Here is a 15,283-nt window from a genome sequence, read left to right on the forward strand (position 1 = left end):
TCCGACATTGGCAATGACCATGCGGCGATGCATCTGACGAAGTCCCTCGCAGCAGCCGCAGCGCTGCTTGCCTCGCTGGCCTCCATTCCCGCCTGGGCCACCGATCCCTTCACCGTGAAGGACATCCGCCTCGAAGGCCTGCAGCGCGTCGAGCCCGGCACCGTTTTCGCCACCATCGGCCTGAAGCCCGGCGACACCTACAGCGACGAGCGCGGCAGCAACGCGATCCGCGAACTGTTCAAGCTCGGGCTGTTCAAGGACGTGCGCATCGACGTGAACGGCAACGTGCTCGTGGTGGCGGTGCAGGAGCGCCCCACCGTCGCCGACGTCGACTTCGTCGGCGCCAAGGAGTTCGACAAGGCCGCATTGCAGAAGGCGCTGCGCGAGATCGGCCTGGCCGACGGACAGGCCTACGACAAGGCACTGGCCGACCGCGCCGAACAGGAACTCAAGCGGCAGTACATCGGCCGCAGCCTCTACAACGCCCAGGTGGTCACCACCGTCACGCCGCTGGAGAACAACCGCGTGAACCTGACCTTCACCGTGACCGAGGGCGAACCCGCGCGCATCAAGGAAGTGCACGTGGTCGGCAACAAGGCCTTCAGCGAGAGCACGCTGCTCGACCTGTTCGACCAGGACAGCGGCGGCTGGCTGGCCTGGTACACCAAGTCGAACCAGTACTCGCGCACCAGGTTCAACGGCGACCTGGAGACGCTGCGCTCCTACTACATCACGCGCGGCTACCTGGAGTTCCGCATCGACTCGACGCAGGTGGCCATCTCTCCCGACCGGCAGACGCTGACGCTCACCATCAACATCTCCGAAGGCGAGAAGTTCGTGGTGGCCGGCGTGAAGCTCGCGGGCGACTACATGGGCCGCGACGACGAGTTCAGGACGCTGGTCACCATCCGCCCCGGCGCGCCCTACAACGGCGAGGCGGTGGCGGCCACCACCAAGGCCTTCACCGACTACTTCGGCACCTTCGGCTACGCCTTCGCGCGCGTGAAGGCAGAGCCCGAGATCGACCGCCTCAACAACCGCGTCACCCTGGTGCTCAAGGCCGAGGCCTCGCGGCGCGCCTACGTGCGGCGCATCGACATCGGCGGCAACGCCAGGACGCGCGACGAGGTGATCCGCCGCGAGTTCCGCCAGTACGAAGGCGCCTGGTACGACGGCAACAAGATCCGCGCGTCGCGCGACCGCATCGACCGGCTGGGTTTCTTCACCGACGTGAACGTCGACACCGTCGACGTGCCCGGCTCGCCCGACCAGGTCGACCTGGCGGTGAACGTGACCGAGAAGCCGACCGGCTCGCTGCAGCTGGGCGCGGGCTACTCGTCCACCGACAAGGTGTCGCTGAGCTTCGGCATCACGCAGGAGAACGTGTTCGGCACCGGCAACTACCTGGGGCTGAACGTGAACACCAGCTCGTACAACCGCACCATCTCGCTCACCGCCACCGACCCGTACTTCACCAGGGACGGCATCTCGCGCACGCTGAACGTGTTCCACACCACCACGCGGCCCTACTACGAGGCCGACGGCAACTACAAGCTCGCGAGCGACGGCGGGTCGGTGCGCTTCGGCTTCCCGGTGGGCGAGCAGGACACGGTGTACCTGGGCATCGGCGTGGAGCGCTATTCGTTCACGCCCGGCACCAACGGCACCTACACCCTGGTCGACGGCTCGTACGTGTACACGGCCACGCCGCAGGCCTACCTCGAATACTTCAAGTGCACGGGCACGGTGCCGAGCGTGAGCTGCGCCAACTCGAGCATCGTGGGCATCCCGGCCACCCTGGGCTGGTCGCGCGACGACCGCGACAGCGCGCTGGTGCCCACGCGCGGCGTGCTGCAGAGCGCCAACCTCGAGGTGGGCGTGGGCAGCGAACTGCGCTACATGAAGTCGAATTACCAGTACCAGCAGTACTTTCCGCTGTCCAAGCAGTACACGCTGGCCGTCAACGGCCAGCTCGGCTATGCGCGGGCGCTGGGCAACAGCACGTACCCGATCTTCAAGAACTTCTATGCGGGCGGCCTGGGTTCGATCCGCGGCTTCGAGCAGAACTCGCTGGGCCCGACCGACGCGGTGACGGGCGGCGCGCTCGGCGGCACGCGCAAGGCGATCTTCAACATGGAGTTCAGCACGCCCTTTCCCGGCGCGGGCAACGACAAGACGCTGCGCATGTACACCTTCCTGGACGCCGGTAACGTGTTCACCGACCGCACGGCCAGCATGACCGACGCGCAGTGGAAGGCGCAGAACAGGCTGCGCGCGTCGGCCGGCATCGGCATCAGCTGGATCTCGCCGCTCGGGCCGCTGCGGCTGGCGTATGCGGTGCCGCTGCTCTACCAGAAGGAGGACACGGCCAACAGCATCGCGGCCGACCGCACGCAGCGCTTCCAGTTCCAGATCGGAACGTCTTTCTGACCGCAGGGAGCACAGCCATGGGCCGGATCCTGCTGGTGGAAGACGGGCGCGACAGCGCCGCCCTGCTGGGCGCGCACCTGCACGGCGCAGGGCACGAGGTCGAGCAGATCGGGGACGCCGAGGCGGCGCTCGAGCGCATCCTGACGTCGCCGCCAGCGCTCACGCTGCTGGAGATCGTGCTGCCGCGCGGGCGCGACGGCGAGCAAGGCCGGCAGCGCGACCCGGTGCGCGACGGCATCGACGTGCTGGGCCGGGTGCGCCTGCACAGCAATCACCCGATCATCATGTTGACAGCGCGCGTCCACGAGGACGACCGGCTGCGTGCGCTGGACATGGGCGCCGACGACTACGTGTGCAAGCCCTTCTCGCCGCGCGAGGTGGTCGCGCGCGTGAACACGGTGCTGCGCCGGCACGCGCAGCGCGGGGCCGCCGGGCAGCCGTCGGCCGTGGTGGCGTTCTCGGATGCCCGCGGCAACGCGAGCCTGGAAGGACGGCCGCTGACGCTCACGCGGCGCGAGTTGCTGCTGCTGCGCGCGCTGTCGCGTGCGCCGGGACGGGTGCTTACGCGATCGAAGCTGCTGGAGGCGGCGTTTCCCGAAGCGCTGGACGTCAACGAACGCGCGGTCGACGGCCACATCAAGAACCTGCGCAGGAAGCTCGCGGCGGCCGCACCGGCACACGAGTGGATCCGCTCGGTCTACGGCGTGGGCTTCAGCTTCGCGGAGCGCCAGGCCGGCTGAGCGGGGCGCCGCCTCAGCCGGCGGTGCGGGGCGGCACCAGCGCCTTGACGCGGGCCGCGCCTTCCGGCGCGCGCGGACGCATCGGCCCTGCGCCGCCCGGCGACTGCATGCCTTGCAGGCCCGAAGCCATTCCCGGGCCTCCCCGGATGCCTTCGGGCGAAGGCAGCTCGCCCGGGCGCGGCGGCCGGTCGACCACCGGACTGGCGGCGGGGTCGACCACCAATGCGAGCGTTGCCACATAGCGCTGGCGCTCCTCGCGCACCGCGCCGAGCACCGTGTCGCCGGCCTTCAGCGCGATGCCGTCGACGCTGTTGAGCGTGTCGCGCACGCGGGCGCGCTGGTATAGCGCGACCTGCGTGTAGAGGAACTCGCTCAGCGCATCGGGCAGGAAGAACTGCGAGGTGAGCACCGCGCGCGTGCCGTTGAACACCTTCATGTGGATGTGCGTGGTGCGCCCCGCGTACCAGCCCGGGTAGACGGTTGTGAACCCGGCCGTGCCGTCGCGGCCGGTGATCTGGCTGCCGCGCAGGAAGGTCTTGCCCTCGAACCCGCCGGCACGGTCGTCGCCCTGCCCGCCGAATCCCGAGTAGCGGCCCTGCGCGTCGCAATGCCACAGGTCGACGCGAAGCTTCGGCAGCGGCTTGCCGGCGGTGTCGCGGACGGTGAAGCGCACGTCGAGCGGCACGCCTTCGAGGCCTTCGGTGATGTCGGCGCGCATCTTTCCGACGTCGAGGTAGTAAGGCCCTCCGTGGTCTGCGCCGTCAGCGGCAGGCTGGCGGGGCGGCGCCGGCCGGGCGGGCTCCGGCCGCCGCGCCCAGCGCCGCGGCGCCCAGGGTGGCCAGCAGGCCGCGGCGGCCGATGGGCGCGGTGTCTCGATCGGTCATGGTTTTCCTTCGTCCTGGGGGTCGGGCGGGGCGCTGGCGGGCGGGTGGCGCAGCCTTCGGCCCAGAGGACCAGCAGCGCCCAGGCCTGAGCGACGAGCCAGAAGAACACGGTGATCGCCCCCAGCAGCGCGAAGCTCAGCGTCGGTTTCATGGCGCCATGCTGGCGCTGCATCCGGGAGAAAAGATGGAGGCGCCCTGCGCAGGGGCGCCCGGAATCCTCCCAATTTCCTCCACATTCGGGCGACATCATCGGTTTTTCGCCTCCGAACAGCCGCTTCGCCGCCTTCCGTCCGACCGCCATGCTTGCCGCAGAATGCGGCCAAGCCTTCCCCGTGCCCATGCCGCAACTGACCCTTTCCCGCAAGATCTTCCTGGCGCTGGCCGCCTTGCTGATCGTGCTGCTCATCAGCTTCGCGGGCCTGTCGATCATTGCGCTGCAGCGCGGCCTGGGCGCCTACGTGGCCGAGATCGAGATCCGCCGGATGGACTGGCTCTCGCAGCTGGTGCTCAAGAACTACGTGGCTAACGGCGACTGGAAGAACCTGCGCGACAACGAGGATGCCTGGCAGCGCCTGCAGATGGGCCGCTTCGCCAGCGTGCTCGACAGCGCGGCCGCCAACGGCGACGAACGGCGGTTGCCGCCGTGGTACGAATACCGCGCGATGCGCGCCGCGCCCCCGCCGGACGCACCCGATGGCGGCCCCATGCCCGGCATGCCGCCCTCTTCCGCGCAACTCGACCTGCTGCCGCGCCGCGCGGCCGGCATGCCGGGCATGCCGCCGCCCTGGGTGTTCCCCGACCCGCGCGGCATGCACGACTCCATCTTCCAGCGGCTGGCCGTGCTCGACGTCCATGGCGCACGCGTGGTGGGCGCCGACATCGACCTGCCGAATGCGGCACGCCTGCCGATCCGCCACAACAAGTCGGTGATCGGCTACCTGGCGCTCGCCCCCATGCAAGGTCTCGAGAGCGAGGCCGACCGCGCCTTCGTCGCGCAGCAGTCGGGCGTGATCGTGCTCACCGGCCTGTGCGGCCTGGGCTTCGCGCTGGTGCTGTCGTGGCTGCTCGCGCGGCGCTGGTTCCGCCCGATCGACGAGCTCACGCAGGCCGCCCAGGACGTGGCGCGCGGCCGGCTTTCCACCCGCGTGGCGGTGCAGGGCTCCGACGAACTCGCACTGCTGGGCAAGACCTTCAACGACATGGCGCAGCGGCTGGACACCGTCGAGGCCTCGCGCCGCGCCTGGCTGGCCGATGCGGCGCACGAGCTGCGCACGCCGCTGGCCGCGATGCGCGCCGAGATCGAGGCGCTGCAGGACGGCGTGCGCACCTTCGACGAACGCACCGCACTGCGGCTGCACCGCCAGGTGATCCGCCTGGGCCAACTGGTGGACGACCTGCGCAGCAGCATGCGCGAGCCGCAGAGCGACCCGCTGGCCGCCACCGTCTACCCGCTGTCGCTGCTCAAGGAGGCGCTGGACCACACGCGCGACCGCTTCGCCAGGCGCGGCATCTCGGTGGACCGCATTGCCGTCGACCGCATCGACACGCTGTCGCAGCCCACCGTCGAGGGCGACGCCCACCGGCTGCACCAGGTGTTCATGAACCTGCTGGAGAACACGCTGGCCTACACCGACGAAGGCGGCGCGGTGCGCATCGACGTCACGGTCGAGGGTCCGTGGACCGGCAACTGCCTCACGCTGCTGTTCGAGGACAGCACGCCCGGCGTGCCCGAGCACGAACTGCCGCGCCTGTTCGACCGCCTGTTCCGCGGCGAAGGCTCGCGCAGCCGCGAGCACGGCGGCTCGGGGCTGGGCCTGTCGATCTGCCGCGCCACCATCGAGGCGCACGGCGGCACCATCGACGCATCGGCCTCGCCGCTGGGCGGGCTGCGCGTGACCATCACCCTTCCGCTGGCTGCACAGTCATGACACGCATCGTCATCGTCGAAGACGAGATCGACATCGCCTCGGTGGTGCAGGACTACCTGCGCCATGCGGGCTACGAGACCACCCACTTCACCGACGGGCAGAGCGCGCTCGACAGCATCGTGGCCGAGCCGCCCGACCTCACGTTGCTGGACATCATGCTGCCGCGGCTCGACGGCATCGAGGTGCTGCGCCGCGCGCGCGAGCACACGGTGCACCCGATCATCATGCTCACCGCGCGCATCGAGGAAGTCGACCGCTTGCTCGGCCTGGAACTGGGCGCGGACGACTACGTGTGCAAGCCCTTCTCGCCGCGCGAACTGGTGGCACGCGTGCGCGCCGTGCTGCGCCGCACCGCCGGCACCGCGCCGGATGGCCCGGATGCGGCGGCGCGCGACGATGCGCCCGGCCTGGTGCTGGACGACGTTCACTGGCGCGCCTCGCTCGAAGGCACGCCGCTGAACCTGACGCGGCGCGAGTTCGGGCTGCTGCAGGTGCTGTCGCGCCACCCGGGACGGATCTTCTCTCGCGCGCGCCTGCTCGAGCTGGCCTACGACGACACGGTGGACGTGACCGAGCGCGCCATCGACAGCCATGTGAAGAACCTGCGCCGCAAGCTGGGCGCAGTGACGCCGGAACACGACTGGATCCGGTCGGTGTACGGCGTGGGCTTCGCATGGGAAGCGCCGCTCGAAGGCGGGCGCTGAGCGGCCTTTCCGCCCCTTCTCCTCTTGTCCTCTACTGGTAGGCAGCGAGTTCCTGCTTCGCGATCGCGTTGCGGTGCACTTCGTCCGGGCCGTCGGCCACCCGCAGGTGGCGCTCGTAGGCGTAGAAGTGCGTCAGCAGCGTGTCCTGGCTCAGGCCCATGGCGCCGAACGCCTGCATCGCCCAGTCGATCACCTTCACACAGTTGTTGGGCGTGAGCACCTTGATCATCGCGATCTCCTTCGCGGCGACCTTGTTGCCCACGGTGTCCATGCGGTAGGCCGCATTGAGCACCATCCAGCGCGACTGCTCGATGAGCATGCGCGACTCGGCAATGCGCTCGCGCCACACACCCTGCTCCGACAGCGGCTTGTGGAACGCGGTGCGCGACACCAGGCGCTGGCACATCATTTCCAGCGCCGACTCGGCCATGCCGATGGCGCGCATGCAATGGTGGATGCGCCCCGGGCCGAGGCGGCCCTGCGCGATCTCGAAGCCGCGGCCTTCGCCCAGGAGGATGTTTTCGACCGGCACGCGCACGTTGTCGAACACGATCTCGGGGTGGCCGAACGGCGGGTCGTACATGCCCAGCAGCTGCATGTCGCGCACGATGGTCACGCCGGGCGTGTTCTTCGGCACGAGGATCATCGACTGCTGCCTGTGGCGGTCGGCGTTGTCCGGGTCGGTCTTGCCCATCAGCACGAAGATCTCGCAGCGCTCGTGCATCGCGCCGGTGATGTACCACTTGCGCCCGTTGATGACGTACTCGTCGCCCTCGCGGCGGATGCTGCAGCGGATGTTGGTGGCGTCGCTCGAGGCGACCTCGGGCTCGGTCATGGCGAACGAGGAGCGGATCTCGCCGGCCAGCAGCGGCGTGAGCCAGCGCTCCTGCTGCGCCTTGGTACCGTAGCGCGCCAGCACTTCCATGTTGCCGGTGTCGGGCGCGGAGCAATTGAAGATCTCGGCGCACCAGTAGCGCCGGCCCATGATCTCGCACAGCGGTGCGTATTCGACGTTGGTGAGGCCGGGGCCGTGCTCCGCCTCGGGCAGGAACAGGTTCCACAGCCCGCGCTCGCGCGCCTTGGCCTTCAGGCCGGCCATCATCGGCAGCTCGGCGTAGGGGCGGCCGGCGCGCGCATTGGCGGCCAGCTCTTCCTCACGGCGCTTTTCGTTCGGGTAGACGTGTTCGTCCATGAACTTGAGCAGCTCGTCGCGCAGCGCGGTCACCCGGGGTGTGAATTCGAAATGCATCGTCTCGTCCTTCTTCCTGTGTGCTTGCCAATGTGCTGTCGAAGATAAGTCGCGACGCGCTCCGCGACGGTCGTTCGCGCGACAGCGGCCCGGCAGGCAGTGCCCCCACCGGCCGTGGCACGCATCGTGCAAGATCGACCCATGCTTCCCCTGTCTTCCGACGCGCTGCGCCAGCGGCTGCGGTCCTTCGCCTCCCGCGCGCAGCCCGTGCGCATCCTTCTGACGCTGGGCAGCCTGATGGCGCTGTGCGGCGCCACCGGCCATGCCGACGCGGTGATTCCCCTGTTTCTCGGCGCCATCGCCAGTGCGCTCGCCGAGACCGACGACAGCTGGCGCGGGCGGCTGCGCGCGCAGCTGGTCACGCTGGCCTGCTTCGCGGCCATCGCGATCGCCGTGGAAGCGGCATTCGGCCTGCCGGTCGTGTTCATCGCCGGGCTCGCCCTGGCGGCCTTCTCGCTCACGATGCTGGGCGCGATCGAGGCGCGCTACAAGGCCATTGCGTACGCGACGCTGATCCTCGCGATGTACACCACGCTCGGCATCGAGAACATGAACTCGCACGCCGGCGCCGTTGCGGCGGCGCGCGGCCGCGAGCCGCTGCTGCTGGTGGCCGGTGCGGCCTGGTATGGCGTGTTCTCGGTGCTGTGGTGCGCGATCTTTCCCGCGCAGCCGGTGCAGGCGCGGCTGGTGGTGCTCTTCACGGTGCTGGGCAACTTCGTGCGCTACAAGGCGTCGCTGTTCGAGCCGCTGCGCGGCATCGACATCGAACGCAAGCGGCTCGCGCTGGCGCAGCTCAACGCCGAGGTGGTGACGGAACTGAACGCAGCGAAGGAGAGCATCTTCCGGCGCATCGGCGCGCGGGCGCCCACGGGGCGCATCTCGCGCTACCGCGGGCTCTACCTGATCGCGCAGGACGTGCACGAGCGCGCGAGCTCCTCGCACGACGACTACAACGCGCTGGCCGACGCCTTTTTCCACAGCGATCTGCTGTACCGCTGCCAGCGCCTGCTGGGCCTGCAGGGGCTGGCCTGCCAGCGGCTGGCCGACTCGATCGCGCGGCGCGAGCCCTTCGACACGGGCACGGAGACCGTGCAGGCGCTGGCCGACCTGCGCAGCGCGATAGCTCACGAACGCACGCGGGCGGCCACGCCCGAGCGGATGCTGCTGCTCGCCTCGGTCGAGGCTTTGGCGCGCAACCTGGCGCTGCTCGACGGGCAGCTGGTGGGCGCCAGCGAGCCGTCGGCCCGCGCGGGCCGCACGGAAATGGGCCTGTTCGACCGTTCGCCCCGCTCCTGGCGCGACGCGGTGGAGCGCGTTCGGCGCCAGCTCGCGGTGCGCTCGCCGCTGTTCCGGCACGCATTGCGGCTGTCGATCGCGCTGGTGGCGGGCTACGGGGTCATGCAGGCGATCCATCCGGCACAGGGCTACTGGATCCTGCTGACCACGCTGTTCGTGTGCCAGCAGACCTATGGCGACACCATCGCGCGCATGGGGCAGCGCATCGCCGGCACCGCGCTCGGGGTGGTGGCGGGCTGGGCCCTGCTGCAGCTCTTTCCGCAGCCGCTGGTGCAATCCGTGATCGCCGTGGTGGCGGGCGTGCTGTTCTTCGCCACGCGCACCACGCGCTACCTGCTCGCCACCGCATCGATGACGCTGCTGGTGCTGATGTGCTTCAACCAGGTCGGTGACAGCGGCGTGCTGCTGGTGCCGCGGCTGGTCGACACCGCCATCGGCAGCGCGATCGCCGGGCTGGCGGTGCTGCTGGTGCTGCCGCACTGGCAGGCGCGGCGCATCAACGAACTGGCCGCCACCGCCATGCGCGGCCACGCCGGGTACCTGCGGCAGATCGTCGGCCAATACCGCACGGGTGCGCGCGACCACCTCGAGTACCGGCTGGCGCGGCGCAACGACCACAACGCCGACGCTGCGCTGTCCACGGCGGTGTCGGACATGTTTCGCGAACCGGGCTACGTGCGGCCCCGCGCAGGCGTGGCGCTGCGCTTCCTGATCCGCTCGCACACGCTGCTGAGCTACCTCTCGGCGCTGGGCGCCCATCGCGCCGCGCTGCCCGATTCGGCCCAGATGGCGGTGCTGCGCACGGCGGCCGAGGATGCCATCGCGGCACTGGAGGCGCTGGCCGCAGGGCTGGAAAAGGGCACCGTGAGCGATCCCGGCGACCTAGACGCCGAAACCGCCGCGCGCGCCGCGCTCGTGCAGGCGATTGCCGGAGCCGGCGCCGACGGTGACCCGCAGGCGCGAACTTTTCATACCGAACTCGGTCTGATATGGCTGCAGATCGATGCGTTGCGCTCCCACGCACGCGAGTGGCTGCAACCCGCCGCCGGCGACACCCCGACCGCGCCGGCCTGAGCGGGGCTTCCGGAACGCCTTCGGGCCCGATCCGGTCGGTCGGAAAAAAGGTTGTTGGCGCGCGCACGGACGGACCGTCGCGCTCCGGCTAAAATTAACCCTACATGTCCCGCTGGTTTACCGCTACCGTCCTCGCCATCATGTTGTCCTGCTACGGCTTTGCCGTGCTTGCGCACAACATGCTCGCTGGCGGCCACGTGAACCATCGCGAAGACGCCCAGGTCACGCAGACCGTGCAGGCCGCCGAAATGCTGGCAGCCAGCGTCTCGCCGGCAGATGCCGCGGTCGACCGTCACGAGGCCGGCGCGCCGGCCTCCGATTCCGCCTCCGACGATTCCCTCTCCGTTGACGAAGCCGGCTCCGAACACGCCGAGCTGGTCGACGCTCGCAACGGCGCCCCCGCGCTGCTGCGATTCACAGAACAGCCGCCGAAACTCGGCCTGACCACCACCGTCTCGCCGTTCCTCGAGCGGCCCAAGCGCCCGCCCCGCGCCGCGCTCCTCGCGTAGGCGCACCCGCGCCTGCGCGAGCGGGGGCCGCCACGGCCCCCGACCTTCCGATCCGGGCCCCGGCCATCCGGCCGCACCCGCATCGGCACGACGACACCTCTTTTTTCCCGGGCCGCTTCGGGCACCCATCGCGTTCAGAACGCGTCGACCCGTCCCGTGCGGCACCGGCAACCCCTCAAGGAAACATCAAATGAACAACAGCCCTACCGCTTATCACCCCAGCTTCGAGGCGCCGCTCGCGTCGGTCGAAGAGCGCAACCGCGTGCTGCGCAACACCTACTGGCTGCTCGCGCTGTCGATGGTGCCCACCGTGCTGGGCGCCTGGATCGGCGTGGCGACCGGCTTCTCGCGCGCCATGTCGCCCGGCATCGGCCTCATGGTCTTCCTCGGCGGCGCCTTCGGCTTCATGTACGCCATCGAGAAGACCAAGGAGTCGGCCGCCGGCGTTCCCGTGCTGCTGGCCTTCACCTTCTTCATGGGCCTGATGCTGTCGCGCCTGGTCGGCTCCGTGCTCGGCCTGGCCAACGGCGCCAACCTGATCATGACGGCGTTCGCCGGCACCGGCGCGATCTTCCTCGGCATGGCCACCCTGTCGTCGGTGATCAAGCGCGACCTGTCCGCCATGGGCAAGTGGCTCTTCATCGGCGCCATCCTGCTGCTCGTGGCGGGCATCGCCAACTTCTTCATCCAGTCGAGCGCGCTGATGATGACGCTGTCGGTTGCCGCCATCGGCATCTTCTCGGCCTTCATCCTGCACGACCTCAAGCGCGTGAAGGACGGCCTCGAAACCAACTACATCTCCGCCACGCTGGGTGTCTACCTCAGCATCTACAACGTGTTCCAGTCGCTGCTGGCCCTGCTGGGCATCGCCGGCGGCCGCGACGAGTAATCCCCACAAAGGAATATTTCCATGCGCCTCACCACCAAAGGCCGCTTTGCGGTCACCGCGATGATTGACATCGCCCTGCACGGCCGCTCGGGCCCCGTCACGCTGGCTTCGATCAGCCTGCGCCAGCGCGTGTCGCTGTCCTATCTCGAACTGCTGTTCGGCAAGCTGCGCCGCGCCGACCTGGTCGAATCGACCCGCGGCCCGGGCGGCGGCTATTCGCTCAGCCGCAAGGCCGCCGACATCTCGGTGGCCGACATCGTGCTGTCGATCGAAGAGCACGACACCGACGCGCGCCGCCGCGACGCCGGCGAGCCGGGCGACACCGGCCGCTGCCAGATCGACGACCTGTGGGCCACCGTCAACCTGCGCGCGGTCGAGTTCCTGAAGTCGATCTCGCTGCAGAGCCTGGTCGACGAACAGAAGGCGAAGGGCGTGCAGGCCGCCACGCGCCACGAGCCGCGGCGTGCCGCCCCTGGCGCGCCTGCACGCAAGCCCTTCATCGTCGACGCGCCGAACTCGGTGTTTGCGCTGGGGCGGCGCCAGCAGGGCGCGAGCTGATCGCTTGCCCCGATGCCGCGCTCAGCGCGGCACTTCGAAGCTCAGCGTCGCGGTGTGGCGCACTTCGTCGTATTTCTTGCCATCGATGGTGACGGCGCCGTTCACGCGGGCCGTCACCTCCAGCACATAGAGTCCCGGGAACGGCGTCGCAAGCGACACGGTGCCGTCCTTCGCGGGCTTGAGCATGCGACGCCAGCCTTCCGAGGTTTCGACGTTGACCTGCGTGGCGGGCACCGCATTGCCCTTCCAGACCAGCTTGAAGGTGTTTCCATCGGGTTCGGTGGGCACCAGTTCGAGGTCGTTCACGGCCTTGGTTTCACTGCGGCCGAAGCGCGCCTGGAACCGGGTCAGCGTGGCCTTGTCGCCTTCGATGCCGGGGCGGCTGGCCGTGGCGCGCAGGTCGGCGCCGGCCGCCGCTGCAACCACTGCGCGATCGGACTCGGCGGTCAGCGGCAGGTCCTTGCCCTCGGCCAGGAAGGCGCGCGGCGCAACCACGCTCGCCAGCGGCAACGCCGTCTTGTCGAGCTCGCCCACGCGCACGACAGCCGAACCCGCATGGGCGCTGTCGCGCGACAGCCAGAGATAGTCGGCCTGGGCGCCACCGGCGGCGGCAAGGCAGGCGGCGGCGAAGGACAGCGAACGAAGGCGGAGCGAAGAAGGCATGTGCGAAGACCGATGAGAGTCGTTGAAGACAAAGAGTGAAGAGGGACACCGCTCAGCGCAGCGATCCGGCAAATGCCAGGGCAAGCCCGATACAGCTCGCAACGGCCGCGAAGGCGGCAAGCCATGCCACGCCGCGTGGGCGGTAAGGTAACAGCAGCGCGACAGGCAACGCGCCGGCCGACAGCAGGCCCAGCCACGCGACCGTGCCCACCGTGGCGCCCCACGCGGACACGCAAGGAACGGCGGCGGCAGCCAGCAACACCGTGCCGCCCATCCGCAGCGATACGCGCAGGCGCACGGGCACCTCGCGCCGGCGGGTGAGCTGTTCGTGGTGCCGGTCCATGGCAAAGCTCAAGGCAGCCATGCCGGCGTAGGCCAGAGCGAGGCCGAGCATGGCGGCGTGTGAGGTCGTCATCTGGCGGTCCTCCTTTGCAGATGGCGCAGTGCGCCGATTGCCGCGAGCCCGAATGCCACGGCGCCCAGCTCGACGCCCGCGCTTTCCCAGTCGCCGCGCAGCAGCTGCGCCGGCAGGTGGTCGCCGGTGGTCAGCAGGTTGAGCACGGGCAGCAGCAGGCACAGCGCGGCCAGCGCGCCGAACTGCTCGCGCCATGCCCGCGCAGGCTGGCGAAGGAAGGCGTGCAGCAGCGCCATTCCCCACAGCGCGAAGAACACCTGCAGCTCGCGCGCTGCCCGCTGCTCGATGCCCACCGGCAGCAGCCGGTTGGCCCACAGGTAGCCCACGCAGGCCACGGCGAGCCCCGCGATGGCCGCGACGTTGAGCGCCTCCACCAGCCGGTAGACCCGCGCGGTGGCACCGCCGAATTCGCCCAGGTGCTTGTGCCGGCGCTTGACGATGAACAGCACCGCGCCCGAACCCATCATGGCGGTGCCGGCGAGCCCGCACAGGAAGTACAGCCACTTCATGCCCCAGCCGCCGTACGTGACCATGTGCAGCCCGCCCATGGCCGACTGCGCGAGCATGGCCGCGCCGCCGTCCGCCTCGCCCGGCAGGCGCACGCGCTGCACCTTGCCGGTAGCGGCGGAGAACATCGCCATGCCGGTGGTCGGGCTGAGACGGCGCATCGATTCGTCGCCGCTGTTCCAGCCGTACACGCCGATGCGCGCGCCCGCGTCGCCCGGGTGGTCGATGACGACGGCGCGCACCGCCTGCCCGATGAGTGCCTCGCCGCGCGCAGCGAACGGCTCGAGTGCCGGCACCTCCATCGGACGGCCAGTGCGCGGCGGCTTGCCGCCTTCGCCGAGCTCGGAAACGAACTGCGCCTGCGCCGCCGGACCCGTGCCGAAGTGGAGGATCTTGCCGGCCGGCATGAAGGTGGTGCCCGAGATCACGATGCCGGTGTAGGCGATCATGAACTGGAAAGGCAGCGTCAGCACCGCCACCGCGTTGTGCGCGTCGAGCCAGCTGCGCTGGCCCTTCTTCGGACGGAAGGTGAAGAAGTCCTTGAAGATGCGCTTGTGCGTGATCACGCCCGAGACCAGCGCCACGAGCATCGCCATCGCGGCGATGCCCACGATCCACAGGCCGATGGTGCCGGCGTGCAGCTCGTAGTGGAAGTCCACGAAGTGATGGCCGCCCAGCGTGGCGCGCGCGGCATGGCCGTCGGGCTTGGACAGGGGCCGGCCGGTCGCCGGGTCGAGCGAGGCCTCGGCGTACCGGTTGTCCGCGTCGAACCAGTACACCTTGAGTTCCCCGCCGCCGTTCGCGTCGGACGGCCACAGCTCCCACATCTGCGCGCCGGGGTGGTGCTCGGCCATGTAGGCCATGCCCCAGGCCAGGCGCTGTGCGCGGGTGGCGCCGGGCGCGGCCTTTGCCGCGGCTTCGGCGGCGGCCTCCTCGGCGTGGTGCTCCGGCGTCATCCAGTGGGTGATCGGGTCGTCGAACACCGCCAGCGTGCCGGTGAGAAAGACCGCGAACAGGAGCCACGAGAACCACAGTCCGCACCAGGTGTGCAGCCATGCCTGCGCCTGGCGAAAGCCGCCTTGCGCGGTGCCTTTCCTTTCCGCTGTGGCCATGCTCAGGCCCCCGCCCCGCGCAGGGCCCAGCCCAGCGCGGCGAGCGCTGCTGCCGGCAGCAGCAGGCCGATCCACGCCCGCAGCAGCGGCACCGGAGAGAACGCCCATGTCACCGCGGCGAGGTAGACCACGAAGCTGAGCTGCATGCCGCCGATCACGGCCTCGGCGCGGCCCGCCGGCAGCACCGCGGCCAGGAAGACGGCAAAGGCGGCTGCCAGCGCATAGCCGCCAATCACGGCGGCCGCGACGCGGCTCAGGAGCAGCAAAGCTGCAAGCGAAGCGAAGGAACGGAGGTTCATCGGGGAAAGGAAAACAGGGCGCGAAA

At 69.7% G+C, this 15,283-nt stretch carries 15 protein-coding genes; 8 read left to right on the top strand and 7 right to left on the bottom strand.

Going from position 1 to position 15,283, the window contains the following annotated elements; translation table 11 throughout:
* Nucleotides 1-27: 27 nt before the first annotated feature.
* Together bamA and AACL56_RS23360 are read left to right on the top strand one after the other, a co-directional pair.
* Complete coding sequence (bamA, locus tag AACL56_RS23355) at nt 28-2,430, top strand: outer membrane protein assembly factor BamA (protein WP_339092173.1); 2,403 nt, start codon at nt 28-30, stop codon at nt 2,428-2,430.
* A gap of 17 nt (nt 2,431-2,447) precedes the next feature.
* Nucleotides 2,448-3,170, top strand: a complete 723-nt coding sequence (locus tag AACL56_RS23360) for a winged helix-turn-helix domain-containing protein (RefSeq protein ID WP_339092174.1) — start codon at nt 2,448-2,450, stop codon at nt 3,168-3,170.
* Nucleotides 3,171-3,183: 13 nt separating this feature from the next.
* Here AACL56_RS23360 and AACL56_RS23365 read toward each other — a convergent pair whose 3' ends face one another.
* Complete coding sequence (locus tag AACL56_RS23365; RefSeq protein ID WP_339092175.1) at nt 3,184-3,888, bottom strand: intradiol ring-cleavage dioxygenase; 705 nt, start codon at nt 3,886-3,888, stop codon at nt 3,184-3,186.
* 43 nt (nt 3,889-3,931) lie between these two features.
* A complete protein-coding gene (locus AACL56_RS23370) occupies nt 3,932-4,054 on the bottom strand; it encodes a hypothetical protein (protein ID WP_339092176.1) in 123 nt (40 codons plus the stop codon).
* 338 nt (nt 4,055-4,392) lie between these two features.
* On the opposite strand from AACL56_RS23370, the gene AACL56_RS23375 reads away from it, so the two are divergent.
* On the top strand, nt 4,393-5,982 hold the full coding sequence (locus AACL56_RS23375) for an ATP-binding protein (protein WP_339092177.1): 1,590 nt from the start codon (nt 4,393-4,395) through the stop codon (nt 5,980-5,982).
* Nucleotides 5,979-6,686 carry a response regulator gene (locus tag AACL56_RS23380; protein WP_339092178.1) on the top strand — a complete coding sequence of 236 codons (708 nt, stop codon included), beginning with the start codon at nt 5,979-5,981 and terminating at the stop codon, nt 6,684-6,686. The genes AACL56_RS23375 and AACL56_RS23380 overlap by 4 nt, the downstream gene beginning before the upstream one ends.
* Nucleotides 6,687-6,717: 31 nt before the next feature.
* Here the strand turns inward: AACL56_RS23380 and AACL56_RS23385 are convergent, their stop codons facing one another.
* Nucleotides 6,718-7,935, bottom strand: coding sequence for an acyl-CoA dehydrogenase family protein (locus AACL56_RS23385; RefSeq protein WP_339092179.1), 1,218 nt, complete (start codon nt 7,933-7,935; stop codon nt 6,718-6,720).
* A gap of 141 nt (nt 7,936-8,076) precedes the next feature.
* Here AACL56_RS23385 and yccS point away from each other — a divergent pair, with 141 nt between their 5' ends.
* From yccS to AACL56_RS23405, 4 genes are all read left to right on the top strand, one after another.
* Entirely contained in the window at nt 8,077-10,305 is a 2,229-nt protein-coding gene (gene yccS / locus AACL56_RS23390; RefSeq protein WP_339092180.1) for a YccS family putative transporter, read from the top strand.
* Between the two features lie 104 nt (nt 10,306-10,409).
* Entirely contained in the window at nt 10,410-10,814 is a 405-nt protein-coding gene (locus tag AACL56_RS23395) for a hypothetical protein (RefSeq protein WP_339092181.1), read from the top strand.
* Nucleotides 10,815-11,004: 190 nt separating this feature from the next.
* Nucleotides 11,005-11,703 (top strand): Bax inhibitor-1/YccA family protein, encoded by a 699-nt coding sequence (locus tag AACL56_RS23400; RefSeq protein WP_339092182.1) that lies wholly within the window; start codon nt 11,005-11,007, stop codon nt 11,701-11,703.
* Nucleotides 11,704-11,724: 21 nt separating this feature from the next.
* Complete coding sequence (locus tag AACL56_RS23405; protein ID WP_339092183.1) at nt 11,725-12,261, top strand: Rrf2 family transcriptional regulator; 537 nt, start codon at nt 11,725-11,727, stop codon at nt 12,259-12,261.
* A gap of 21 nt (nt 12,262-12,282) precedes the next feature.
* Here the strand turns inward: AACL56_RS23405 and AACL56_RS23410 are convergent, their stop codons facing one another.
* From AACL56_RS23410 to AACL56_RS23425, 4 genes are read right to left on the bottom strand one after another with little or no spacing between them, the layout of a single operon-like run.
* Entirely contained in the window at nt 12,283-12,924 is a 642-nt protein-coding gene (locus AACL56_RS23410) for a hypothetical protein (RefSeq protein WP_339092184.1), read from the bottom strand.
* A gap of 52 nt (nt 12,925-12,976) precedes the next feature.
* A complete protein-coding gene (locus AACL56_RS23415) occupies nt 12,977-13,339 on the bottom strand; it encodes a DUF3325 domain-containing protein (protein WP_339092185.1) in 363 nt (120 codons plus the stop codon).
* Nucleotides 13,336-14,958, bottom strand: coding sequence for a PepSY-associated TM helix domain-containing protein (locus AACL56_RS23420; RefSeq protein WP_339092186.1), 1,623 nt, complete (start codon nt 14,956-14,958; stop codon nt 13,336-13,338). Before AACL56_RS23420 ends, AACL56_RS23415 begins: the two co-directional genes overlap by 4 nt.
* 2 nt (nt 14,959-14,960) lie before the next feature.
* Nucleotides 14,961-15,257 (bottom strand): hypothetical protein, encoded by a 297-nt coding sequence (locus AACL56_RS23425; protein ID WP_339092187.1) that lies wholly within the window; start codon nt 15,255-15,257, stop codon nt 14,961-14,963.
* Between the last annotated feature and the right edge of the window lie 26 nt (nt 15,258-15,283).

Origin of the sequence: Variovorax paradoxus, assembly GCF_902712855.1 — a bacterium.
GTDB lineage: Bacteria > Pseudomonadota > Gammaproteobacteria > Burkholderiales > Burkholderiaceae_C > Variovorax > Variovorax paradoxus_Q.